Raw genomic sequence first — 22117 nt, forward strand, 5'->3', positions numbered from 1 at the left:
CGGCCACTCCCTCCTCCCGAACGAACGGACGTCCGCTGTGCTTGCCGTGCACGACCTCGAGATCCGCGTTGGCGCGCGCCTGCTGATGGAGAACGTCTCGTTCCGTGTGTCCGACGGCGACAAGATCGGCCTCGTCGGGCGCAACGGCGCGGGCAAGACCACGCTCACCAAGGTGCTCGCCGGCGACGTGCTGCCCTCCGGTGGGAGCGTCACCCGCTCCGGCGAACTCGGCTATCTGCCGCAGGACCCGCGTTCGGGGAACCCCGAAGACCTCGCCCGCACCCGCATCCTCGACGCCCGCGGCCTCGGTCAGCTCAACCTCGGCATGACGGAAGCTTCGCTCGCGATGGGCTCCGACGACCCCGGGGTGGCGGCCAAGGCGATGAAGCGGTACGCGGCACTCACCGAGAAGTTCGAGGCCCAGGGCGGCTATGCGGCCGAGGCCGAGGCGGCATCGATCGCGCACAACCTCTCGCTGCCGGACCGTATCCTCGACCAGCCGCTGTCGACCCTCTCCGGCGGCCAGCGCCGTCGTATCGAACTCGCGCGCATCCTCTTCTCCGACGCGCAGACGATGATCCTCGACGAGCCGACCAACCATCTCGACGCAGACAGCGTGGTGTGGCTGCGCGAGTTCCTCAAGAACTACAAGGGCGGGCTGATCGTCATCAGCCACGACGTCGAGCTCGTCGGCGAGACGGTCAACCGGGTCTTCTACCTCGACGCCAACCGCCAGGTCATCGACATCTACAACATGAACTGGAAGAACTACCTTCGGCAGCGCGCCGCGGACGAGGAGCGTCGCAAGAAGGAGCGAGCCAACGCCGAGAAGAAGGCGACCACCCTGCAGCAGCAGGCGGCGCGATTCGGCGCGAAGGCGTCGAAGGCGGCAGCCGCGCACCAGATGCTCGCCCGTGCCGAGAAGCTCCTCTCGGGGCTGGAGGACGTGCGGCAGGAGGACCGCGTCGCGAAGCTCCGGTTCCCGAAGCCCGCGCCCTGCGGCAAGACCCCGCTCATGGCGTCCGGGCTGTCGAAGTCGTACGGCTCGCTGGAGATCTTCACCGACGTGGACCTCGCGATCGACCGCGGTTCGAAGGTCGTCGTGCTCGGACTGAACGGTGCGGGCAAGACGACGCTGCTGCGGATGCTGGCGGGCGTCGACCAGCCGGACACCGGACAGCTCGAGCCCGGGCATGGTCTCAAGGTCGGGTACTACGCGCAGGAGCACGAGAACCTCGACGTCAGCCGCTCGGTCCTGGAGAACATGGTGTCGGCTGCCCCGCACATCACCGAGACCGAAGCGAGGAAGGTCCTCGGTTCCTTCCTCTTCACCGGCGACGACGTGCTCAAGCCCGCGGGTGTGCTGTCCGGCGGGGAGAAGACCCGGCTCTCGCTGGCGACCCTCGTCGTGTCCTCGGCGAACCTGCTCCTGCTCGACGAGCCCACGAACAACCTCGATCCGGCCTCCCGCGAGGAGATCCTCGGGGCCCTGGCCCACTACGAGGGAGCCGTGGTGCTCGTGTCGCACGACCCGGGCGCCGTGCAGTCGCTGAACCCCGAGCGGGTCCTCATCCTGCCCGACGGCGTCGAGGACATCTGGAGCCAGGAGTACCAGGACCTCATCGAGCTCGCGTAGCCGACATGGCATAGTCGGACGCATGGCGGAATCCTCGAACCTTCCTCCTTCCGAGCTCGGCGTGTGGTTGCGCGCGCAGCCCACGCTCACCGGCGCTGCACCACCGCTGGTCGTCGAGGATCTCCCCGACGACCCCGTCCCTCTCTTCCTCGACTGGCTCCGATCGGCGACCGCCGCTGGCGTCCCTGAGCCCCATGCCGCGACATTGGCCACGGTCGATGAAGACGGCCTGCCGGACGCACGCACCCTGATCCTCAAGGACGTGGACGCGCGCGGGTGGGCGTTCGCCGGAGCACGGTCCTCGCGGAAGGCCGCGCAGCTCGGCGCGAGTCCGGCCGCGGCTCTGAATCTCTGGTGGCAGCCGCAGCGGCGCGCCGTGCGGGTGCGGGGATCCGTGCAGGAGGCGTCGCCCGCGGAGAGCGACGCCGATCTCGCGGCGCGCTCCGAGAGCGCCCGCGGCGGTCTCCATCCGGGCGACTGGGTGCTGTGGCGCGTGGTGCCGACGCGGATCGAGTTCTGGCAGGGGTCCCCGGATCGAAACCACACCCGGATCGTCTACGACCGTGTCGACGGCCGCTGGCAGCACGCCATCACCGGCGCCGATCTCGGCTCCAGCGCTCGATAACGCTCCGCCCCATCACGCGGACGGCCCGTTCTCGATCCCTCACCGTCGTCGCGCGCGGGATCGAAAACGTGCGTCCGGTCGCTTGCGAATGCCCGATTCCGATCCCGCACCTGCGGCGGACAACCGCGCGGGATCGGAAGGGTGCCTGGAAGCGCGCGGGGAAGAGCGTTTTCGAGCTTCGCCGGGACAGTGGAGAAGGGTGAGGGCGGGGGGTGAGAAGGGGTGGTGTCCGGTCGGGCCGGGTGGCACACTGTAGCGATCTGCTCGTCGGAGGGGGACGACACATGCGCATGGCACGACGACGGGCGCTCGCGGCCGCGTTGGCACTCCTCCTCGGAGTCGGGGGCGCCGTCGTCACCGCGGCTCCGGCTCTCGCGGCCGCCCCGGTCGGCGGTCCGACGACCCCGGGCATTTGGGATTACCACACTGTCACCTTCGAGTCCCTCGGCCGCACGGTGGCCGAGGTCGCCGTCGTGGATGGCGGGCTCGCGCCGCGACAGCCGGCGCCGACATCCACGGAGGGACCTTTCGACGGGTGGGTGACCGGCCCCGAGGGTGCAGACGAGCCGTTCCGATTCGACAGCACGGTCGTCACCGCGGACATGGTCGTGCGAGCGACCTTCGGCGACACGCGGGTGGTGCAGTTCCTCGCCGGTCCCGCGGGGGCGGACGCGGAACGCATCATCGATGCCGATGAAGTGCGGGACGGCGAGCCGCTGGGCGAGATCGCTCCGGATGTCGCTCAGGTCCCGGAGGGGCAGGTCTTCACGGGCGAGTGGTACCGAGAGGATGACCCCTCCCGCACTCCCTATGACTTCGCTGCTCCCGTCACGGAGAACTTCCGGTTGGTTCCGATCCTCGTCTCCGGTTTCGCGGTGTCCTTCGTGACGGACGGTACCGCGGTGACCCCGGAGTTCGTCGTCGAGCCCGACACGGCCTTCACCGCGGCGGATCTCGCGGCCATCCCCCCGCCGACGAGGACCGGTTACTCGTTCACCCAGTGGTGGGCCGATGCCGCGCGCACGCAACCCGTCGACCTTCCGCTGACGGATACGGCCACGCTCTACGCCGGCTGGGAGGGGCAGGACGTCGAGTATCACGTGAGCTACTGGCTCGAGAAGCCGAACGTCGTCCCGGAGTCGTACCCGGCGCCGGTGTTCACGGCGGCGGGAGGGACACCGCCCGCGTGGGCCGACGCCGACGGAAGGCTCAGCGACGCGCAGCTGGCGGATCCGGCGAACTTCCTCTTTCTCGACGACATCGCGTCCTCCGCGACCGCGGGTTCCGCCGTCGGGGGCCCGACGGTGAAGGACGACCTCCCGACGCCCATCAAAGAACTCGTGCGCGCGCAGCTCGACCCCGCCGTCGTGCAGCCGGATCCTCTGACCTTCGCCGACCTGGCAGTGAGTCAACAGGATGTCACGGTGCAGGGCGACGGGTCGACGGTGGTGAACGTCTATCTGACGCGGGCGCTGTGGCGCACGGACTTCCGGCTCATCGCCCCGGGGAGCTCGGCCAATGTGCCCGCCGCGTGCGCCGCGGCCGGCACCTACGACGTCACCATGGATGTGGGCGGCACCACCTACTTCGCCTCCACCGTGTCGGGTGGCGCGCAGCTCCTCGGCACGCTCTCGGTCCGCGAGAAGATCGGTTTCGACATGCAGGCGGCGGGCGTCGCACCGGTCCCGTTGTCGCAGACGGACGGCTCCGGCCTGATCACCGCCTACGACGCGGGGACCGAGAACCAGAGCTGCGTCCTTCGCGGCTGGGGGCCGCAGCAGTTCACCCCGCTGGTCTTCACCGCGGTCTACACCGGCGCTGCGGCAGACAGCGGTTCCGTCGATCTCGCGACGCGCACGACGACGATGACCGGGAAGATGGCGGCCGCACGCACGCAGAACCTCACGCAACGGTTCGAGTATGCCGAGGAACTGGACCAGGGGCAGCCCGCGCCGGATGCCGTGCTCGGGCCGGACGGCACACCGAACGATCCTTTGCGGGTGGAGACGCTGTACGCCAACAACAAGAGCGCTGTCCGCGCCTCCGTGCCCGCCGGACATCAGGTCTTCGGTCAGTACCGCACTGCGTGGTACTGGGCATCGAACGGCGATCGGCAGGTCGCGAGCGTCATCGACGGCTTCACGTCGTACGTCGGCTACGGCACCGGGGCGAACACCCAGGGCAACTATTTCCAGCTCGACCAGGCATCCGGTCATCTGTATCAGCTCAACAACAGCGGGAACGTCAATGACCGGTACCGCTACCAGTTCTACAGCCGCAACACCTACACGCTCAGCTTCGTGACGGGCGGCGGCTCGACGATTCCCGCCGTCGCGGGTATCCCGTTCGAAACCTCTCTCGATTCATCGGCGCCAGCCGACCCCACGCGGGGGCGGGACGTCTTCCTCGGCTGGTACACCGACTCCCAGTTCAACGTGCCGTTCACGTTCGACGGAGCGACCATGCCCGCCAGCAACCTCGTGCTCTACGCGCGGTGGCTGACCGACCCGCACACCGTCCGGTTCTCCGAGCATCCGTCCAGTCCGGAGCCGATTGCGGAGCTGACGCAGACTGTCGAAGATCAAGGGACGGCGGCCGTGCCGGATCCCCTTCCTCCGCAGCCCGACGGCCAGACGTTCCTCGGGTGGTACCAGCGGACGATGGCCGGCTACTTCGTGTCCTATGACTTCGACACGCCGGTCGGCGCCGACCTCGATCTCTACGCCCGGTGGCAGCAGCCGGAGGCGGCGCCGTTCACCCTCCGCTACGACGGGGACGGTAACACGGGCGGCACGGTGCCTGTGGATCCCCTCGGGTACGACGCCGGGGCGAGCGCGATCGTCGTCGACGGGGCGGGGCTGACCCGGGGCGACGAGGTGTTCGTCGGGTGGCGGAACACGGCGACCGCCGTCGCGCGCATCATCACGAGCCCTGTCCCGACGGACGGTCTCTACCAGGCGGGGCGCACGGTGCGCTTCCCCGGACGGGACATCACCTTGACCGCCGCCTACTCGGACCCGTCGCCGTCGTTCGTGGTGACCTTCGCGGAGAACGGCGGCCGGAACGCCGCCGTCACGTGGGACGGCCCTCCGGGGGCGTCGATCACATACCCGGGGGCTATCGACCTGCTCTTCGCCGGGCCGGGCACGACGCTCCTCGGCTGGTCCACCTCTCCGGACGCCACCGTCGCTGATCCGGCGTTCGACCGTCTGAGCATCTCGACCCTCACCGCCGACCTCGTGCTCTACGCCGTCTGGGAGGAGGCGCCCCTTCCGCCCTCGCCGCCACCGACTCCGCCGGCGGACGGCTCAGCAACGGGCCCGGGCGACGGCACCCTTCCCCGCACCGGAGGCGACCCGTGGGGCACGCTGCTCCTCGGCGCCCTCCTGCTCGCCACGGGCATCGCGGCGGTGGTGGCGCGGCGTCGGCGGCACCGCGTCTGAGAGTCGATCCGCGTCAGCGCGCGTCGAGCAGCTCGTCCTCGACGTCCGCATCGCGGTCGCGCCGCTTCGGCGCCTTCACCGGTGTCGGCGTGCCCTCGACCTCTTCGCGGTGCTTCACGATCTCCGTGCGGATGATGTACCCGATGAAGATGAAACCCATGATGGCGAACAGGATCCACTGGATCGCGTAGGACAGATGCGGCCCCGGATCGTCGGTGGGGGACTCGAAACCGCCCAGCGCGGCATCGGCGGCGGGCTGCTCCTCGACCAGGCGACCGTAGGCCCCGGTGATGACGTCGTCTCCGACGAGATCTCCGATGGAAGGGAGGTGGATGGTCGGCACCTGGCCGTCCGGAGCGCCTCGCCCGGACGCGGGAAGCGGCTCGCCGGGACGCAGTCGGACGGTCACCGTGACCTCGCCCGAAGGTGGGGAGGGAATCGCGTCCGGGAGCTGGCCCTCGCCCGGGGGCACCCAGCCGCGGTCGACGATGAGGACGCGTCCGTCCGCGTCGCGGAAAGGGACGAGCACCTCGAACGCGCTCGTGCCGCCGTGCGGACGATTGCGGACCAGGAGCTGCTCGTCGGCCAGATACTCGCCCTGCAGCGTGACCGGGCGCCATTCGTCGGCGGGGTCGAGGTCATCGTCGGCGACCACATCGGCGAGCGGCACGGCGGGGGCATCGTAGTTCTGCTCCACGAGCGCGATCTGCTCAGCCCGGGACTCGTTCCGCTCGAACTGCCAGTTCGACAGGAAGACGCAGGCGATCGCGAAGCCGATGGCGATGAGGACGTAGACGCCCCAGCGGGTCAGGCGGTTGCTCATGAGGGCACCCCGTCTCGCACCGTCACCGGAAAATCCCGAGCGGCCAGGTAGTCGTGAAGGAAGCCGACGTGCTCCTCGCACGCCAACCAGATCTTCTCGCGGTCGGCGGCGTGGATACGTGGATTGCGCCAGACGACCTGCTTCGTGGCCGCGTTCCGGCATCCGGCGCGCGAGCAGATGAGCTCGCTCATCGCTCCGTGCGGCCTTCGCGGATGGTGATGATGTCGGGGGCGATCTGAGGTGCGGGAGCCGGCGCCGCAGGTGCGTCGATCTCGCGCAGCGGCGACTCGGCGGCCGTCTCCGTACTGTCGCTGCCGGCATTGGCGAAGACGACGGCGATGTACGGCAGGACTGCGGCGGCCAGAGCGAAGACCCAGGTCCACCAGCCGAAAGGCTGGACGAAGAACATCAGCCCGAAGCAGACGATGCGGATCGTCATGGTCAGGGCGTATCGGCGCACACGGTGGTCACCCTCATCCCGCGGGGACTGTGGGAGAGAGGTGACGGCCGGGACTCGACGTGCGTGCTTCACGATGGTTCCAGCCTACGCCGCTGCGGCCACATCGGCATGCGGTCGTCAAGCGTCAGTGCGCGTAGACGAAGGGCCGCGTGAAGGCGCCGAAGACGCCCCGTCTGTCGAACGGGCGTCGTGTAGGCGGCACGGCAACGTCGCTAGGATCGATCACGGCCCGGAACCCCGGCCCTCGACCCCAGACCCAGGAGTGTCCCATGAGCGCGGAGCGCGTCGTCCTCGTCACCGGAGGCAACCGCGGCATCGGCCGCGCCATCGCCGAACGCTTCGTCCGGGAGGGATACCGGGTGGCGGTGACCGCTCGCAGCGGAGAGGGCCCGGAGGGCACCCTCACGGTGCGCGCTGACGTCACGGACGCCGCCGCTCTCGACGCGGCCTTCACCGAGGTGGAGCAGCAGCTGGGACCGGTGGAGATCGTCGTCGCGAACGCCGGCATCACCAAGGACACGCTCCTCATGCGCATGAGCGAGGACGACTTCGACAGCGTCGTGGCGACGAACCTCGGCGGCACGTTCCGGGTCGTCAAGCGAGCGTCGAAGGGGATGCTGCGTGCCCGGTTCGGACGCGTCATCCTCATCTCCAGCGTCGTCGGCCTCTACGGCTCCGCAGGACAGACGAACTACGCCGCTTCCAAGAGCGCGCTCGTGGGCTTCGCCCGCTCGCTCACGCGTGAGCTCGGCGGACGCGGCATCACGGCCAACGTCGTGGCGCCCGGGTTCATCGAGACCGACATGACCGCGGAGCTCCCCGAGGAGACGCAGAAGCAGTACAAGGCGAACATTCCCGCGGGGCGCTTCGCCACGCCGGATGAGGTGGCCGGCGTCGTGACCTGGCTGGCGAGCGACGATGCCGGCTACATCTCCGGCGCCGTCATCCCGGTCGACGGTGGACTCGGCATGGGGCACTGACCAAGCACACCGCTGTCAGCGGTCGATGGCGCGCACGAGGAGCTCGCTGAGACGCTCGGGGACCGAGAACTGCGGCCAGTGTCCGGATCCGATCCGGACCACCTCGGCATCGTCGATCGCCCGATACTCCTCCGCATACGGTCCCCACTGGCTGATCACCTCGTCGAACGCGGACTGATCCAACCCGCCCATCAGCAAGGTGACCGGGATCCGGTGCCGCGCGGGGTCGTTCAGCGGGAGCTCGTCGGTGGGCACCCGCGCAGGGATGCTGTGAGTGAGGGCAGCGGTGCGCGCTCTCGTCTCGTCGTCCAGATCGTGCACATCCTCATCGGGGAAGAACTCCCAGCCGGGGAAGGCGACCACGCCATCCTGCACGGGGAACTCGCTGATACCGCTGCCGGAAGGCGGCGGCACCGTGTCGACGAGGACGACCCGGGCGACGCGGCCCGGTCGCGCGTCGGCGACGCCCCAGGCGACGTTGCCCCCGCCGCTGTGTCCGACGACGACCACCTCACCCTCCGCGGCATCCACGGCGGCGACCGCGGACGCCACCCAGTCGTCGATCCCGATGTCCGCGGCCGTCTCCGCGGTGGCGTCGAGTCCGGGCATGGTCAGGGGACGGGCGCGGTGGCCCGCCTTCTCGAGAGCGGGGACGACGTCGTCCCAGCTCGACGCGTCGAGCCAGAGGCCGGGGATGAGGATGATGTCCATGACCCGACCGTAGCGGCGACCACCGACATCGACCAGGGTCAGGGGAGCAGGGGGATGACAGCGCTGAGGTCGACGGGGCCGATGACCAGGCTCGCCGATTCGCGCACCGCCGGCTTCGCGTTGAACGCGAGCCCCACACCGGCGACCGCCATCATCGGCAGGTCGTTGGCGCCGTCGCCGATCGCGATCGTCGCCCGCGGGGCCACGCCGAGCTCCTCTGCCCAGGTACGCAGCCAGGACGCCTTGGCCGCGCCGTCGACGATGTCACCGTCCACCTCCCCGGTGAGCACGCCATCGGCGACCACGAGGCGGTTCGCGCGCCACCGGTCGACGCCGAGTCCCGGCGCGATGTCGTCGAGGATCTCATGGAACCCTCCCGAGACGACGCCGACCACGCCACCGCGCGCGTGCACGGCGGCGGTGAGGTCGCGGACACCGGGGGTGGGTTCGATGCGCGCGCGAACCCGGGCGAACGCCTCGACGGGAACCCCCTGAAGCGCGGCGACCCGAGAACGGAGGCTCGTCGCGAAGTCGATCTCGCCGCGCATCGCGGCTTCGGTGGCCGCCTGCACCTCGGCGCGACGACCGGCCTCCTCCGCGAGGAGCTCGATCACCTCGTTCCGGATCAGCGTGGAATCGGCATCGAGGACGACGAGGAATCGCGCGGTGGTCACGCCATCGAGCCTAGCGACCGGACGGCGGGGCTCCGCGCCGCATGACGCCTCAGCGCTCGATGAACACGCCCTTGCCGACCACCGTGATCCCGGACTCCGTGACGGTGAACCCGCGGGCGAGATCCCTCTCCCTGTCGACCCCGACCGTCGCGCCGTCAGCGAGGACGACGTTCTTGTCGAGGATCGCGCGATGCACGCGGGCGCCCTGGCCGACGTGGACATGATCGAACACCACGGAGTCCGTGATGGTCGACCCGCCACCCGCGAGCGTCCATGGACCCACGACGCTGCGTTCGAGATGGGTGCCGGAGAGCACCGAACCCAGCGAGACGATCGAGTCGATCGCGTTCCCGATCCGCCCCACGGAGTCGCGGACGAATTTCGCCGGCGGGGAGTTGACCGCCTGCGAGTGGATCGGCCACTCCATGTTGTAGAGGTTGAAGATCGGCAGGGTCGAGATGAGGTCCCGGTGCGCGTCGAAGAACGAGTCGATCGTCCCCACGTCGCGCCAGTAGGAGCGGTCTCGCGGCGAGGACCCGGGGACCTCGTTCTGCTTCATGTCGTAGTAGCCGGCTTCGCCGCGATCGACGAAGTACGGCACGATGTCGCCGCCCATGTCGTGGCTCGAGGTGGGAAGCTCGCCGTCGGCCTCGACGGCCGCGATCAGCGCGTCCGTGTCGAAGATGTAGTTGCCCATGGAGGCCAGAACCTCGTGCGGGGAGTCCGCAAGTCCCGTGGCATCGGTCGGCTTCTCCAGGAACTGCCGGATGCGCCCGGACTCCGGGTCGGCGTCGATCACGCCGAACTGCGAGGCCAGTGCGATCGGCTGACGGATCCCGGCCACCGTCGCCTTGGCGCCGGACTCGATGTGCGCCTCGAGCATCTGGCGGAAGTCCATCCGGTAGACGTGGTCCGCGCCGATCACGACGACGATGTCGGGCTTCTCGTCGTTGATGAGGTTCATGCTCTGCAGGATCGCGTCCGCGGACCCCGAGAACCACCGCTTGCCGAGGCGCTGCTGAGCCGGGACCGAGGCGACATACGAGTCGAGCAGCGCCGACATGCGCCAGGTCTGGGAGATGTGCCGGTCGAGGCTGTGCGACTTGTACTGGGTCAGCACGACGATCTGTCTGAGCCCGGAGTTGATGAGGTTCGAGATGGCGAAGTCGATCAGGCGGTACTGCCCGCCGAACGGCACGGCGGGTTTCGCGCGGTCGGCCGTCAGCGGCATGAGTCGCTTGCCCTCGCCGCCGGCGAGGATGATCCCGAAGACCTTCTTTGGAGCGGACATGGGTCCACCATAGATGCCGTCCGGCACGCGGAACTAGCATCTGGACAAGCCGCTCGATAGCGTCTAGGCATGCGAGTCGAGATGATCACCAAGGAGTATCCGCCGGAGATCTACGGAGGCGCGGGTGTGCACGTGGCCGAGCTCGTCTCCGCGCTGCGGCGTGACATCGACGTGACGGTGCGCGCGTTCGGTGCGCCGCGCGAGGAGGACGGCACCTTCGCCTATCGCGTTCCCGAGAGTCTCTCCGCCGCGAACCCGGCGCTGCAGACCCTCGGAACCGACCTGGAGATCGTGTCGGCGATCGCCGGCGCCGACGTCGTGCACAGCCACACCTGGTATGCCAACTTCGCCGGCCACCTGGCCTCCCAGCTCCACGGCATCCCGCACGTGCTCACGGCTCACAGCCTCGAGCCCCTCCGGCCCTGGAAGGCGGAACAGCTCGGAGGGGGCTACGCCGTCTCGAGCGGGATCGAGAAGCTCGCCTATGAGAACGCCGCCGCGGTGATCGCGGTGAGCGCGGGCATGCGTGCCGACATCCTGCGCAGCTACCCGCAGGTGGATCCCGCGCGCGTCCGCGTGATCCACAACGGGATCGATGTGGAGCGGTGGCGGCCCGTGCAGGATGCTGCGTTCCTCTCCTCGATCGGCATGGACCCGGACCGTCCCTCAGTGGTCTTCGTCGGACGCATCACGCGGCAGAAGGGGCTGCCGTACCTCCTGCAGGCGGCCCGGCTGCTGCCGCCGGAGGTCCAGCTCATCCTGTGCGCCGGAGCCCCGGACACGCCGGAGATCATGGCGGAGGTCCAGGAGGGGGTTCGTCTGCTGCAGCAGACCCGCGAGGGCGTGGTGTGGATCGAGCGGATGCTGCCGCGCGACGAGCTGTCGGCGATCCTGGCCGCGGCGACCACCTTCGTGTGCCCCTCCGTGTACGAGCCGCTCGGGATCGTGAACCTCGAGGCCATGGCCTGCGGGGCGGCGGTCGTGGGGACCGCGACCGGCGGTATCCCCGAGGTCGTCGACGACGGCGTGACGGGCCGACTCGTCCCGATCGAGCAGGTGCAGGACGGTACGGGCACGCCGACCGACCCGGACCGCTTCGTCGCGGATCTCGCGGCAGTCCTCACCGAGGTCGCCACGGATCCGGCGCGGGCTCGGGAGTACGGGGAAGCCGGCCGCGAGCGCGCTCGTGCGCAGTTCAGCTGGGGCGCGATCGCCGACGAGACCCGCGCGCTCTACGCAGAGCTGTCCGCCTGAGCCGATAGGCTTTCGGTATGCCGATCGCTCTGGAGTTCACCGACGTCGTCGTGCGCCGAGAGGGGCGCAACATCATCGATCACGTGACCTGGCAGGTCTCGGACGATCAGCGATGGGTGATCCTCGGGCCGAACGGTGCCGGCAAGACGACGCTGCTGCAGCTCGCCGACACGCTCATGCACCCGACGTCGGGCACGGTGACCGTCCTCGGCGAGACCCTCGGACGTACCGACGTCTTCGAGGTGCGACCGCGGATCGGATTCGCGTCCACCGCGATGGCCAAGCGCATCCCGCGCGACGAGACGGTCCTCAACACGGTCCTCACGGCGGCGTACTCCGTGCTCGGACGCTGGAACGAGAGCTACGAGGACATCGACGAGCGGCGTGCGCTTCGGGTGCTGGGGGACTGGCGCCTCGCGCACCTCGCCGACCGCACGTTCGGCACACTCAGCGACGGCGAGCAGAAGCGGGTGCAGATCGCGCGGGCGGTCATGACCGACCCCGAGCTGCTGCTGCTCGACGAGCCCACGGCCTCGCTCGACCTCGGGTCGCGCGAGGAGCTGCTGGCCCTGCTCGGCGGATACGCTTCGGCCCCGACGACGCCCGCGATGCTCATGGTGACGCACCACGTCGAGGAGATCCCGGTCGGCTTCACGCACGTGCTGCTGATCCGCGACGGCGCCGTGGTCGCCGCGGGCCCGATCGCCGAGACGCTCACCGCGGACGCCCTCAGCGAGACCTTCGGCATGCCGATCGCACTCAGCAGCGAAAACGGACGCTACTCCGCCCGCGCCGCCTCCTGAGCTCGGTTCCGCCGGGTTACTGAGCTCGGTTCCGATGGGTTACTGAGCTCGGTTCCGATGGGTTACTGAGCTCGTCGAAGTACTGGTAGAATCGATCCTTGGTGCGTTCGTACCACAGACTTCCCTCGTCCCTGGCACAATCCAGGGCAGCAACAAAGGAATCCCATGAAGACTGACATTCACCCCGAGTACAAGGCTGTCGTGTTCCGCGACCTCGGTTCGGGCGAGACCTTCCTCACCCGCTCCACCGTCACCAGCGACAAGACGGTCGAGCTGGACGGCGTGGAGTACCCGGTGATCGACGTCGAGATCTCCTCGGCCTCGCACCCCTTCTACACGGGCAAGCAGCGCATCATGGACTCGGCCGGTCGCGTCGAGAAGTTCAACCAGCGCTTCAAGGGCTTCGGCGGCTCCTCCAAGTAAGGACCGCCCACGAAGGCCCCGCATTCCGAGGAGTGCGGGGCCTTCGTCCTGCCCGGGGGCCGCGTCGCTCACACGTCGATGACGATGCGTCCGCGATCGATGCGGCTCGGCGGATCTCCGGGGCTCGGAGCCGGAGCGGTGCGCTGGGTCTGGCGGTCCCGCTCCTGTGCCGCCTCGTGCGCCGTGGGAGACCAGACGGCGTCGAAGACACCGACGAGGCCGCCGGAGCCGGCCTGCTCGTACTTCTCCTCGACCGGCCGACGGGAGAGCGAGTGCCGGATGCCCACGAAGAACAGCACCGGCCCCGTGCCGAGCACGACGACGATCGTCGACCATCCGAGCAGATGCTCCATGCGCCCAGCCTAGATCGGCGATCGATGGGACGGTAGCCGTCTCGCGACGGATGTCAGCGGACGCGGCGTCCCTGAGCGAGATCGATCAGGCGCGCCAGCACGGGCCCGGTGCGCAGGCCGTTGTGCTCGTGCTCGCTGGTCACCCAGGGCGTCACTCCGGGGAGAAGACGCGCGGTCTCCAGCGAGAATTCCAGCGGCACGTAGACATCGTTCACATACACCGCGGCCGCGCCGGTCGCCCCGGAGGCGGCGAGAGCCTCAGGCTCGTAGATCCGTGGCCATACGTGGTCCGCCAGGATCGACGTCACGTCGCGCCACGGCTGCAGCCCGGGGACGGTGTCCGCCCACTCGCGACGGATGTGTTCGCCCGTGAAGAGGGTGGGGTCGTCGCGGAAGTCGTCCGGCTCGACGCGCTCCGCCGACCACCGCGTGGCGTGGCCGCTCGCGTAGCTCGACTCGTGGAAGGCGTAGTACAGCGGATTGCGTCCCCCGAAGGGCATGGCGTGCGCGAGGTCATAGCGGAAGGCGTTGGAAGAGGGGTCGCGCTCGAGGAGCGACCAGACCGTCTGCCAGCCGTCGTCGGTGCCGAGGGCGGAGCCGACGGAGCGCAGCCGGGAGCGCGACACGACCTCGCCGTCGGGGAGGATGAGGTCGCCGGCATCCGCGAGGTCGATGAGGCGACGCATGACATCGCGGTGCTCCGGGAAGCGGCGGTAGTACCGCTCGGACGCCAGGCGCATCTTGTCGTAGCAGAGGGCGTAGACCTCGTCCGGGTCGCGCTCGACCGTGCTGAGCCCACCGGTGATGAAGACATCGTCGAGGGAATCCGCATGGGTCGACAGGTAGGACAGGGTCGTGAAGCCGCCGAAGGACTGCCCGAGAACGCTCCAGCTCGACGCGCCCAGGTGCTCCCGCAGCGCCTCGCAGTCGCGCACGATGGCATCGGCCCGCAGGTGCGTCAGGTGCTCGGCGACGGCTGCGGCGCCCCGCGCGAGGTCGCCGTCGCCGACGGGGGAGGACAGCCCCGTCCCGCGCTGGTCCAGGAGGACGAGTCGGTAGTGCGCGAGGGCCTGGTCCAGCCACGCGGGCGCTGTGGAGGCATGGAAGGGACGCGGGGCCTCGTGCCCGGGCCCGCCCTGCAGGAACACCAGATAGGGGAGCGTCTCGCCCCCGTCCCGTGCCACCACGCGGGCGAACACGTCGATCGTGCGGGTGTCCGCCGGGTCTTCCCAGACGAGGGGCACCGTGAGCGTGTGCTCCTCGACGGCGAGGTCGAGCAGGCGGCGGCGGATGACAGTGGTCATGGTCACATCACATTCCCGATGTAGGAGTACTTCACGAAGACTTCGGCGGCGATACCGGACTCGTCGAGGACCCCCTGAACGGCGGTCATCATGTAGTTCGAATCCCAGCCCATGTAGAGGAAGTGCGTGTCGTCGAGGTCGTCCCACTGCCCCTTCCACGCCTTGTCGCGGTAGATCGGGCCGCCGTGCGCCGCGCAGTACGCGAGAGCGGCCTCGGTGGTGTCGGTCCAGGCACGTCGGAACACGCGGTTGAACAGGTGCTTGACGTCGTAGACCTCCCACCGCTCGCCCCGGTACTCGACGTAGTCGAACTCGCGCTCCCATCCGGCCGGCCAGCCGCGGCGGCGGACCGCGTCGAGGATCGGGGTGAGACCGTCGTCGTCGATCTCCGGCAGGGCGGGACGCGCCCAGACGCGGACCAGATCCGCCGTCAGGGCCACCGTGCGTGCGGTGATCGCCGCCGTGCCCCAAGAATCCTGGGCGGCGAGGGCGCGGGTGGCCGGCACGGCGCTGCGAGCGTAGGCATCGTCGCGCTTGCGCGGGAACGAGGCGCCGAACACCCGCTCCGTGAGACCCTGCTCGAGCAGCGTGAGGTTGCCGAGGGTCGGTGCGAGGGCACGGTGGCTGTTCTGCTCGTCCTCGGAGTACTCGCTCCAGGGACGCACACCGTCGCCGGACCAGGCGTCGCCGGGGACGGCGGGCACGACGTGCTCGACGTCGAAGCCGTCCACGTCGTCGACCCCCTCGAGCCGGCCGAGAACGTAGGCCGGATACGGCAGCTCGCTGTACTTGAGTACGGCGCTGACCCTCTCGTCCGACGGGGTGATGCGCGCGATGGCGCGGGCGAGGGCGTCGTGTCCGTCGCGACGGGCACGGCAGAGACGGGCGATCAGGCGCTCAGCGGGAAGGTTCACGAGCGCGCGGCGAAGGAACATCGCCTGGAGCCACTCGAGCGTCTCGAGGAGCTGGCTGCGGTCGATGAGGCCACGCGCGTGATCGCTGTATGCGCTCATGACCAGCGGGGAGGAGGAGCGTCCGAACGTGTTCACGTACCCCAGCTGCCGCGCGATCTCCGGGTCCTGCTCCTTCGACGGATCGAGGAGGATGCCGTAGATCTCCGCATAGTGCCGCCACGTCTCGGCGTCGGCCTGCAGGTGGGCGACGTCGACGCGCGGGAACGACTGGCGGAAGGCGCTGTACACGCCGTGCTCGCCGTTCGCCGCCACCTCTCGCCCTGTCACGAGCACGAGGTAGTGGCGCCAGAACGCGCCGATCGCCTCGCCCGTGTGCTGCTCGATCGGCAGCCAGAACCGCGCTTCCACATCCATCTGCTCGGCGTGGTTCAGCCCCATGAGGATGTAGTTGTGGATCAGTTCGTGATCCCGCAGCGGCTCGCCGGTGGAGTTCAGGCTCTCGAAGATCTGCTGCGCGTTGGCCTGGGCGCCGAGCGTGATCGAGACGTGCTCCAGTCGCTGCAGCCCCTGCCAGATGAACGGCACCTCGTCGGCATGGATCTGGCTGCGGAAGAACGCGTAGTTGTCGTCGAAGCGCGATTCGCGGTCGAGGTCGTCGCGACGGTCGAGCACGACCGACTCGTACAGATCGGCCCACGCGTCGTGCGGCCGCAGCTTCGTGCGCTGGGGGTCGTCGGGGCGGACCAGTACCCGGGCGAGGTCGGCGGCCAGCTCCGGGTTCCGGTCGCGCACGGAGTGGTGCAGCGCGGCGACGAGGAGCATGAGCGTGGTGAGCCGCTGTTGTCCGTCGATGAGGATGAGGTCGGCGTCCGGGCCGGAGCCGTCCTCGGCGGAGAGGATCGACCCGATGAAGTGGCGGTGCGCATCGTCCTCGGCGGCCACCGCCCTCACGTCGGAGAGGAGCCGCTCGCACCCGCCGATGTCCCAGCGGTACTGCCGCTGGTAGACCGGGACGACGATGGTCGTGCGTCCCGCCGCGAGCCATTCGATCGTGTTGACTGCCGTCGCCTCGACGTTGGTCGCGGTGCTCATGCTGGTGTCTCGTCCTCCCGTAGCGACAGGCGCCACGGACGCGCCGGGTGCCCCGCCCAGTCTATTCGCTTATCCACGGCGACCCTCCGGGGGAGGGCCAGGTCCCGCTGTTAGCCTTGCCTTATCAGGGCCTGTTAAAACGTGCTGGCCCCCGATGAAAGGAACATGACTCGATCATGGGATACATCAAGTCCGCAGCGCTGGAGGAGAAGGGCTTCGTCGTCCTCGACAGCTACGACCAGGAGGCTGACCCCAAGGAGTGGCTCGACATCGAGTACGTCGACTGGAAGTCCTCGGGCGACACCCGCTTCGCGCCCCTCGCCAGCGCCTTCGGCGACATCGAGTGCAACGGCTTCTGGAACCACAAGCCGCCGCGCACCGACAAGGACGGCGTCTGGATCGACGAGCAGACCGCCAAGGCCCCGAACCTCACCCGTCGTGCGCAGGAGCCCGGTGCGAACGTCGGCCGCTGCCGCGTCATCGAGCTGCAGCCGACCCCGTACGGCGACTGCCTCTACAACCTCCACCAGGACGACAACAACCGCCTGAACCCGGACGGCACCGGCTGGGTCGTCCGCGGGTTCTTCAACCTGACCGACGACAAGGACAGCTACTTCGTCCTGCGCGAGAACCGCACGGACCCCAGCATCGAGTACCGCATCGCCCTCCCGGCCGGCGCGCAGCTCATCGTCGACACCCAGCGTCTGTGGCACGCGGCCACGCACAACGGCACCGACCCGCGCTACTGCCTCATCACCTCGTGGACCTCCGGTCCCGAGCTCGACGCCTACATCGAGAAGTACCACGGCACCGACGACGTCCCGAACGTCGAGGTCCCGCAGGACGTGCTCGAGTTCGGCTACGCCGAGCAGGCCCGCAAGGACGCCGCCCGCGCGGCCTACTACGCCGCGAAGGGCCAGCAGGTCAAGCAGGCCATGAGCGAGGCCTGAGCTCCCCATCTGGGTCGCTGAGCTTGTCGAAGCGCCCGAAGGCCCCGGTCCGCGGACCGGGGCCTTCGTCGTCGAATCACATGCTTGTGATTTCGCGGGAACTCGGCGAGAATGGGCGCACAACCGCATATTGTCGCCACTTCGTGGTTCAGGTCGTAGGGGAAGACGCACCTGATGAAACGGAGAGATCATGGCGACGGCTTACGCACGCGGAGTGGTGTTCATCCACTCGGCGCCTCGCGCGCTCTGCCCGCACCTGGAATGGGCGGTAGGTCGCGCTATAGGGCGTGCGGTGAACTTCGACTGGACCGAGCAGCCCGTGCTGACCGGCGCACGCCGCGCCGAGTTCTACTGGGACGGTCCCGTCGGTACCGGCGCTGCCCTCGCGACGGCGATCCGCGGCTGGGAGCACCTCCGGTTCGAGGTGACCGAAGACCCGACGCCGCGCAGTGACGGCGGTCGATGGCTGCACACGCCGGACCTCGGCATCCACTACGCCCAGACCGATGCCGCCGGCAACATCGTCATCGGCGAGGACCGCATCCGCTATGCGATGGAGATCGCCGCGGGCAACGCCGTCGAGCTGCAGCGCGAGCTCGACATCGCCCTGGGCTCCGCCTGGGACGAGGAGCTGGAGCCCTTCCGTCACGCCAGCGACGACGCGCGCGTCGTCTGGCTCCACAAGGTCGGCTGACCGACCGTCGATACCGGGAGCGCGGAGGCGTGAGTATCGGATTCCGGTGAGTGATCCCGGACGCTGAGAAAGCGAATCCGCGCTCCGCTCGACGAAGACCCCGCTCCGGGCGACCCGGGCGGGGTCTTCGTCTGCGCCGGTCAGATCACGGCCGCGTGCGCGAGGTCGTCGACGGTGTTCACTCCACCGCCGCGCACGTCCGCCCAGGCCTGCGCCAGGCGCGTCATCGCCTCCGCCGCACGCTCGGGCGGGAGCGTGATCGGGACCCGGAGTCGCCGCTCCAGCACGCCGCCGGTCGTGAAGCGCGGTCCGGGTGGCAGGATGAGTCCCCGTTCGCGGGCAGCGAGGGAGAGCGTCGTCGACAGGGGAGCGCCGAGATCGATCCAGGCGGAGAGGCCGCCGGGCGTCTCTGGCATCCGCATCCCCGGGATCCCGGCGATTCCCGCGGCCACGGCATCCCGCCCGGCCGTGAGACGTCGCCGGACGTGCTGGGTCAGTGCCGGGACGTCGTCGAGCAGCTCCACGGCGATGCACTGCTCGAGGAGGGCCGTGCCGAGCTCGAACGAGGGGCGGACGGCCAGGAGCCGGGCGATGACCGAGCGCTCGGCGCGGACCCAGCCGATGCGCATGCCTCCCCAGGCGATCTTCGACATCGATCCCACCGTGATCACGTTCGGGCCATCGGCCGCCATCGGCGCCGGTGCCCATCCCCGGTCGATGTCGAGCTCTGCCGTCGTCTCGTCGACGATCAGGTGCGTGCCGGTGTTGCGGGCCGTCGTCGCGATCCGGGACCGCTCCTCCTGCGGCAGCGTCGCGCCGGTGGGGTTGTGGAAGTCCGGGATGAGGTACGCGACGTGCGGGCGCGCGGTCCGCAGGGTGTCGGTGAAGTGCCGGGTGTCCCAGCCGTCGGTGTCGACCGGTGTCGGCACCAGCCGGTAGCCGTGCCGGTGCAGAGCCTCGAGCGCATGCGGGAAGGTCGGCTGCTCCACGAGGGCGCGTTCGCCGCGGCGGCCGATCGCCGTGAGGATGAGGTTGACGGCGTTCAGGGCGCCGGAGGTGATCATGATCTCGTCGGCCGAGGTCGCTGCGCCGCGTTCGGTGAACCGGCGGGCCACGGCTTCGCGGAGCTCGGGAAGGCCCTGCAGCGAATAGCCGCTCGTCCCGCGCAGGGCCGCCAGCCGGGGGAGGGATCGCACGGTCGCGTCATACAGGCCGGGGGTCGAGTCCATCGAGGCGATCGACAGATCGATCGCCTCGTCGTCCCGGTCCGGGGCCGCCGCGGACGGGCCATGCGGCAGAGCCACTCTGGTGCTTCCGCCGTGTCGCCGGTTCACGTAGCCGCCAGCTTCGAGAACGCCGTAGGCGCGGGTGATGGTCGAGCGTGACCGCCGCAGCTCGAGCGCGAGGGCGCGCTCGCTCGGCAGCCGCTCGCCGACAGTGAGTCGTCCATCGAGGATGAGCGCCCTGATGCGGTCGGCCAGGCCCGACGCTGAGGCGTCGTCGATGTCCTGCGTACCGAGCTGGGTGACGAGACGGGAGGCCATGCCTCCAGCCTGCCGCAAAGTGGCCTTCCTTGTGCAGACCACTTTTCGCTCAGTGGTCGGCCTCGTCACGCCTTCGCACGGGCCACGATGGAGAGATGCTCTTCCGTGCCGTCTTCCTGCCGTTCACCGCGACCAGCCGTCGAGACCTGGTCGAGCGGCTGGTGCAGCTCGTGGGCGGGCTCTTCCTCTACGGCGTCGCCCTCGGCTTCATGGTGCGCGGCGGCATCGGCGTCGCGCCCTGGGACGTGCTCTCGCTGGGCGTCGCGCGCTGGACGGGACTCGGGTACGGAGTCGTCACGGTGCTGATCTCGATCGTCGTCCTGCTGCTGTGGATCCCGCTCCGTCAACGGGTGGGTCTCGGCACCCTGCTCAACGCGTTGCTCATCGGACCGTTCGCCGATCTCACGCTCCTCGTGCTGCCGGCACCGGGGTCGGTCTGGGCGGGGGCGCCCATGTTCGTTTTCGGACTCGTGCTGCTGGCGTTCGCCACCGGTCTCTACATCGCGGCGGACTTCGGCCCTGGACCGCGCGACGGACTCATGACGGGGCTCGTCCGGGTGACCCGGTGGCCGGTCTGGTTGGCGCGGACGGTCATCGAGGGCTCCGTGCTGCTCGTCGGGTTCCTTCTCGGCGGTCCGGTGGGCGTCGGCACCGTCCTGTTCGCGTTCGGCGTCGGCCCGCTGATCGGCTGGTTCCTCCCGCGGATCGAGCGCCGCCGCCGTGCCCGTTCGCAGCGCCTCGCCGTCCTGCCGAGCGCGCCCCTGGGTCCCTGAGCCTGTCGAAGGGCTCGAGCGGCCCGCCGTCATGAGGAAGGCCCCCGGGAGATCATCCCGGGGGCCTTCGTCAGGAAGGGGAAGCGGTCAGTCGACGCTGCCCAGCACGAGCACGGCGTTGTGTCCGCCGAAGCCGAACGAGTTGCTGATGGCGATCTGCGGGCCGTCGCCGAGCGGAGCCGCCTCTCCGGACAGACGGAACGGCACCTCCGGGTCCGGCTCGGTCATGTTGATCGTCGGCGGGGCCACGCGGTCCCGCAGCGCGAGGAGGGAGAAGATCGCCTCCAGCGCGCCGGTCCCGCCCAGCAGATGGCCGGTCGACGCCTTGGTGGCCGACACCGGGATCTCATCGATCCGGTCGCCGAAGACGTTCTTCAGCGCGACGTACTCGTTGGGGTCGCCGACCGGCGTCGAGGTCGCGTGGGCGTTGATGTGCGTCACCTGGTCGGGGGTGATCCCGGCCTCTTCGAGGGCCTGGACGACCGCACGGGCCGCCCCCTTGCCCTCGGGGTCGTTGCCGGTGATGTGGTAGGCGTCGGCGGTCACGCCGCCGCCGAGGATGTAGCCGTAGATCTTCGCGCCGCGGGCCTTGGCGTGCTCCTCGGTCTCGAGGATGAGGGCGGCAGCGCCCTCGCCCATCACGAAGCCGTCGCGGTCGATGGCACCGGGTCGGGAGGCGTGGGCCGGGTCGTCGTTGCGACGTGACAGCGCCTGCGCGGAGGCGAACGCGGCCATAGTGATCGGGTGGATCGCCGACTCGGTGCCGCCGGCGATGACGACGTCGGCCAGGCCCTCCTGCAGGTGGTGGAAGGCGTGGATGATCGACTCGGTGCTGGAGGCGCAGGCGCTGACGACGGTCTGCGCGTAGGCGCGGGCCTCGAACTGCAGCGACAGGTTGCCGGCGGCCGCATTCGGCATCAGCATCGGCACCGTCAGCGGCATGACCCGGCGTGGGCCCTTCTCGCGCAGGGTGTCCCAGGCGTCGAGCAGTGTCCACAGACCGCCGATGCCCGTCGCGAAGTCGACGCCGAGACGCTCGGGAGCCACCTCGGGCGAGCCGGCGTCCTCCCAGGCCTCACGTGCCGCGATGAGGGCGAACTGCGACGAGGGGTCGAGACGCTTCGCCTCGTGGCGGGGCAGCACCTCTTCCGGGCGGACGATCGCGGAAGCGGCGAACGTGACGGGCAGGTCGTACTCTTGCACCCAGTCGTGCTCGATCGTGCGGGCGCCGGAGGCACCGGCGAGCAGGTTGGTCCAGTTCTCCGGGGCCGTTCCGCCGATGGCGGAGGTGGCGCCGATGCCGGTGACGACGATGCGCTTGGTCATGGGGTGTGGTTCCTTGTCGAAACGAGTTCGTGCGGGGGATGGGC

At 69.5% G+C, this 22117-nt stretch carries 21 protein-coding genes; 10 read left to right on the forward strand and 11 right to left on the reverse strand.

What is annotated here, in order from left to right:
- Positions 1–37: 37 nt before the first annotated feature.
- From CYL12_RS03085 to CYL12_RS03095, 3 genes are all read left to right on the forward strand, one after another.
- Entirely contained in the window at positions 38–1636 is a 1599-nt protein-coding gene (locus tag CYL12_RS03085) for an ABC-F family ATP-binding cassette domain-containing protein (protein ID WP_101845443.1), read from the forward strand.
- Positions 1637–1658: 22 nt separating this feature from the next.
- A complete protein-coding gene (locus CYL12_RS03090) occupies positions 1659–2261 on the forward strand; it encodes a pyridoxine/pyridoxamine 5'-phosphate oxidase (protein ID WP_101845445.1) in 603 nt (200 codons plus the stop codon).
- Between the two features lie 284 nt (positions 2262–2545).
- Positions 2546–5704: an InlB B-repeat-containing protein gene (locus CYL12_RS03095; RefSeq protein ID WP_101845447.1), complete on the forward strand. Its 3159-nt coding sequence runs from the start codon at positions 2546–2548 to the stop codon at positions 5702–5704.
- Between the two features lie 13 nt (positions 5705–5717).
- On the opposite strand, the gene CYL12_RS03100 is transcribed toward CYL12_RS03095, so the two are convergent.
- Genes CYL12_RS03100 through CYL12_RS03110 form a run of 3 tightly spaced genes read right to left on the reverse strand, consistent with a single transcriptional unit; the run spans position 5718 to position 7059 of the window.
- Positions 5718–6527 (reverse strand): SURF1 family cytochrome oxidase biogenesis protein, encoded by an 810-nt coding sequence (locus tag CYL12_RS03100; RefSeq protein ID WP_101845449.1) that lies wholly within the window; start codon positions 6525–6527, stop codon positions 5718–5720.
- On the reverse strand, positions 6524–6718 hold the full coding sequence (locus tag CYL12_RS03105; protein WP_101845451.1) for a hypothetical protein: 195 nt from the start codon (positions 6716–6718) through the stop codon (positions 6524–6526). Before CYL12_RS03105 ends, CYL12_RS03100 begins: the two co-directional genes overlap by 4 nt.
- A complete protein-coding gene (locus CYL12_RS03110) occupies positions 6715–7059 on the reverse strand; it encodes a DUF3099 domain-containing protein (RefSeq protein ID WP_101845453.1) in 345 nt (114 codons plus the stop codon). The genes CYL12_RS03105 and CYL12_RS03110 overlap by 4 nt, the downstream gene beginning before the upstream one ends.
- A gap of 197 nt (positions 7060–7256) precedes the next feature.
- On the opposite strand from CYL12_RS03110, the gene CYL12_RS03115 reads away from it, so the two are divergent.
- A complete protein-coding gene (locus CYL12_RS03115) occupies positions 7257–7967 on the forward strand; it encodes a beta-ketoacyl-ACP reductase (protein WP_060921849.1) in 711 nt (236 codons plus the stop codon).
- A gap of 15 nt (positions 7968–7982) precedes the next feature.
- Here CYL12_RS03115 and CYL12_RS03120 read toward each other — a convergent pair whose 3' ends face one another.
- The 3 genes from CYL12_RS03120 to CYL12_RS03130 are packed head-to-tail and all read right to left on the reverse strand — an operon-like array spanning position 7983 to position 10643.
- The gene (locus tag CYL12_RS03120) at positions 7983–8678 is read right to left on the reverse strand and encodes an alpha/beta fold hydrolase (RefSeq protein ID WP_101845455.1); all 696 of its coding nucleotides are present in this window, start codon (positions 8676–8678) and stop codon (positions 7983–7985) included.
- A 38-nt stretch (positions 8679–8716) separates the two neighbouring features.
- Entirely contained in the window at positions 8717–9352 is a 636-nt protein-coding gene (gene serB / locus CYL12_RS03125; protein WP_101845457.1) for a phosphoserine phosphatase SerB, read from the reverse strand.
- A gap of 49 nt (positions 9353–9401) precedes the next feature.
- The gene (locus CYL12_RS03130; protein ID WP_101845459.1) at positions 9402–10643 is read right to left on the reverse strand and encodes a glucose-1-phosphate adenylyltransferase; all 1242 of its coding nucleotides are present in this window, start codon (positions 10641–10643) and stop codon (positions 9402–9404) included.
- Positions 10644–10712: 69 nt separating this feature from the next.
- Between CYL12_RS03130 and glgA the strand changes: the two genes are divergently transcribed.
- The 3 genes from glgA (at position 10713) to CYL12_RS03145 (ending at position 13123) form a co-directional block, all read left to right on the forward strand.
- Positions 10713–11897 (forward strand): glycogen synthase, encoded by a 1185-nt coding sequence (glgA, locus tag CYL12_RS03135; protein WP_101845462.1) that lies wholly within the window; start codon positions 10713–10715, stop codon positions 11895–11897.
- Positions 11898–11914: 17 nt separating this feature from the next.
- Positions 11915–12700 carry an ABC transporter ATP-binding protein gene (locus tag CYL12_RS03140; protein WP_101845464.1) on the forward strand — a complete coding sequence of 262 codons (786 nt, stop codon included), beginning with the start codon at positions 11915–11917 and terminating at the stop codon, positions 12698–12700.
- A gap of 165 nt (positions 12701–12865) precedes the next feature.
- Positions 12866–13123: a type B 50S ribosomal protein L31 gene (locus CYL12_RS03145; RefSeq protein ID WP_096715489.1), complete on the forward strand. Its 258-nt coding sequence runs from the start codon at positions 12866–12868 to the stop codon at positions 13121–13123.
- Between the two features lie 68 nt (positions 13124–13191).
- Here the strand turns inward: CYL12_RS03145 and CYL12_RS03150 are convergent, their stop codons facing one another.
- Genes CYL12_RS03150 through CYL12_RS03160 form a run of 3 tightly spaced genes read right to left on the reverse strand, consistent with a single transcriptional unit; the run spans position 13192 to position 16786 of the window.
- Positions 13192–13476, reverse strand: coding sequence for a hypothetical protein (locus CYL12_RS03150; RefSeq protein ID WP_101845466.1), 285 nt, complete (start codon positions 13474–13476; stop codon positions 13192–13194).
- 53 nt (positions 13477–13529) lie between these two features.
- Complete coding sequence (locus tag CYL12_RS03155) at positions 13530–14786, reverse strand: alpha/beta fold hydrolase (protein ID WP_101845469.1); 1257 nt, start codon at positions 14784–14786, stop codon at positions 13530–13532.
- Complete coding sequence (locus CYL12_RS03160) at positions 14783–16786, reverse strand: DUF262 domain-containing protein (protein ID WP_101845471.1); 2004 nt, start codon at positions 16784–16786, stop codon at positions 14783–14785. The genes CYL12_RS03155 and CYL12_RS03160 overlap by 4 nt, the downstream gene beginning before the upstream one ends.
- Positions 16787–16962: 176 nt before the next feature.
- On the opposite strand from CYL12_RS03160, the gene CYL12_RS03165 reads away from it, so the two are divergent.
- Complete coding sequence (locus tag CYL12_RS03165; RefSeq protein WP_025103622.1) at positions 16963–17736, forward strand: hypothetical protein; 774 nt, start codon at positions 16963–16965, stop codon at positions 17734–17736.
- Between the two features lie 190 nt (positions 17737–17926).
- Complete coding sequence (locus CYL12_RS03170; protein ID WP_025103621.1) at positions 17927–18430, forward strand: DUF3145 domain-containing protein; 504 nt, start codon at positions 17927–17929, stop codon at positions 18428–18430.
- Positions 18431–18570: 140 nt separating this feature from the next.
- Here the strand turns inward: CYL12_RS03170 and CYL12_RS03175 are convergent, their stop codons facing one another.
- A complete protein-coding gene (locus tag CYL12_RS03175; RefSeq protein WP_101845473.1) occupies positions 18571–19974 on the reverse strand; it encodes a MocR-like transcription factor YczR in 1404 nt (467 codons plus the stop codon).
- A 95-nt stretch (positions 19975–20069) separates the two neighbouring features.
- Here CYL12_RS03175 and CYL12_RS03180 point away from each other — a divergent pair, with 95 nt between their 5' ends.
- Entirely contained in the window at positions 20070–20747 is a 678-nt protein-coding gene (locus CYL12_RS03180) for a membrane protein YczE (protein WP_101845475.1), read from the forward strand.
- 87 nt (positions 20748–20834) lie between these two features.
- Here CYL12_RS03180 and CYL12_RS03185 read toward each other — a convergent pair whose 3' ends face one another.
- Positions 20835–22073 (reverse strand): beta-ketoacyl-[acyl-carrier-protein] synthase family protein, encoded by a 1239-nt coding sequence (locus CYL12_RS03185; RefSeq protein ID WP_101845477.1) that lies wholly within the window; start codon positions 22071–22073, stop codon positions 20835–20837.
- Positions 22074–22117: the final 44 nt, after the last annotated feature.

The sequence above is a fragment of the Zhihengliuella sp. ISTPL4 genome (assembly GCF_002848265.1).
Taxonomy (GTDB): domain Bacteria; phylum Actinomycetota; class Actinomycetes; order Actinomycetales; family Microbacteriaceae; genus Microbacterium.

Excerpts from the sequence above, each read along its gene's own strand:
- CYL12_RS03090 (WP_101845445.1), top strand. The coding sequence starts at position 1,659 with ATGGCGGAATCCTCGAACCTTCCTCCTTCCGAGCTCGGCGTGTGGTTG.
- CYL12_RS03095 (WP_101845447.1), top strand. The coding sequence starts at position 2,546 with ATGCGCATGGCACGACGACGGGCGCTCGCGGCCGCGTTGGCACTCCTC.
- CYL12_RS03100 (WP_101845449.1), bottom strand. The coding sequence starts at position 6,527 with ATGAGCAACCGCCTGACCCGCTGGGGCGTCTACGTCCTCATCGCCATC.
- CYL12_RS03105 (WP_101845451.1), bottom strand. The coding sequence starts at position 6,718 with ATGAGCGAGCTCATCTGCTCGCGCGCCGGATGCCGGAACGCGGCCACG.
- CYL12_RS03115 (WP_060921849.1), top strand. The coding sequence starts at position 7,257 with ATGAGCGCGGAGCGCGTCGTCCTCGTCACCGGAGGCAACCGCGGCATC.
- CYL12_RS03120 (WP_101845455.1), bottom strand. The coding sequence starts at position 8,678 with ATGGACATCATCCTCATCCCCGGCCTCTGGCTCGACGCGTCGAGCTGG.
- CYL12_RS03130 (WP_101845459.1), bottom strand. The coding sequence starts at position 10,643 with ATGTCCGCTCCAAAGAAGGTCTTCGGGATCATCCTCGCCGGCGGCGAG.
- glgA (WP_101845462.1), top strand. The coding sequence starts at position 10,713 with ATGCGAGTCGAGATGATCACCAAGGAGTATCCGCCGGAGATCTACGGA.
- CYL12_RS03140 (WP_101845464.1), top strand. The coding sequence starts at position 11,915 with ATGCCGATCGCTCTGGAGTTCACCGACGTCGTCGTGCGCCGAGAGGGG.
- CYL12_RS03145 (WP_096715489.1), top strand. The coding sequence starts at position 12,866 with ATGAAGACTGACATTCACCCCGAGTACAAGGCTGTCGTGTTCCGCGAC.
- CYL12_RS03150 (WP_101845466.1), bottom strand. The coding sequence starts at position 13,476 with ATGGAGCATCTGCTCGGATGGTCGACGATCGTCGTCGTGCTCGGCACG.
- CYL12_RS03160 (WP_101845471.1), bottom strand. The coding sequence starts at position 16,786 with ATGAGCACCGCGACCAACGTCGAGGCGACGGCAGTCAACACGATCGAA.
- CYL12_RS03165 (WP_025103622.1), top strand. The coding sequence starts at position 16,963 with ATGGGATACATCAAGTCCGCAGCGCTGGAGGAGAAGGGCTTCGTCGTC.
- CYL12_RS03170 (WP_025103621.1), top strand. The coding sequence starts at position 17,927 with ATGGCGACGGCTTACGCACGCGGAGTGGTGTTCATCCACTCGGCGCCT.
- CYL12_RS03175 (WP_101845473.1), bottom strand. The coding sequence starts at position 19,974 with ATGGCCTCCCGTCTCGTCACCCAGCTCGGTACGCAGGACATCGACGAC.
- CYL12_RS03180 (WP_101845475.1), top strand. The coding sequence starts at position 20,070 with ATGCTCTTCCGTGCCGTCTTCCTGCCGTTCACCGCGACCAGCCGTCGA.
- CYL12_RS03185 (WP_101845477.1), bottom strand. The coding sequence starts at position 22,073 with ATGACCAAGCGCATCGTCGTCACCGGCATCGGCGCCACCTCCGCCATC.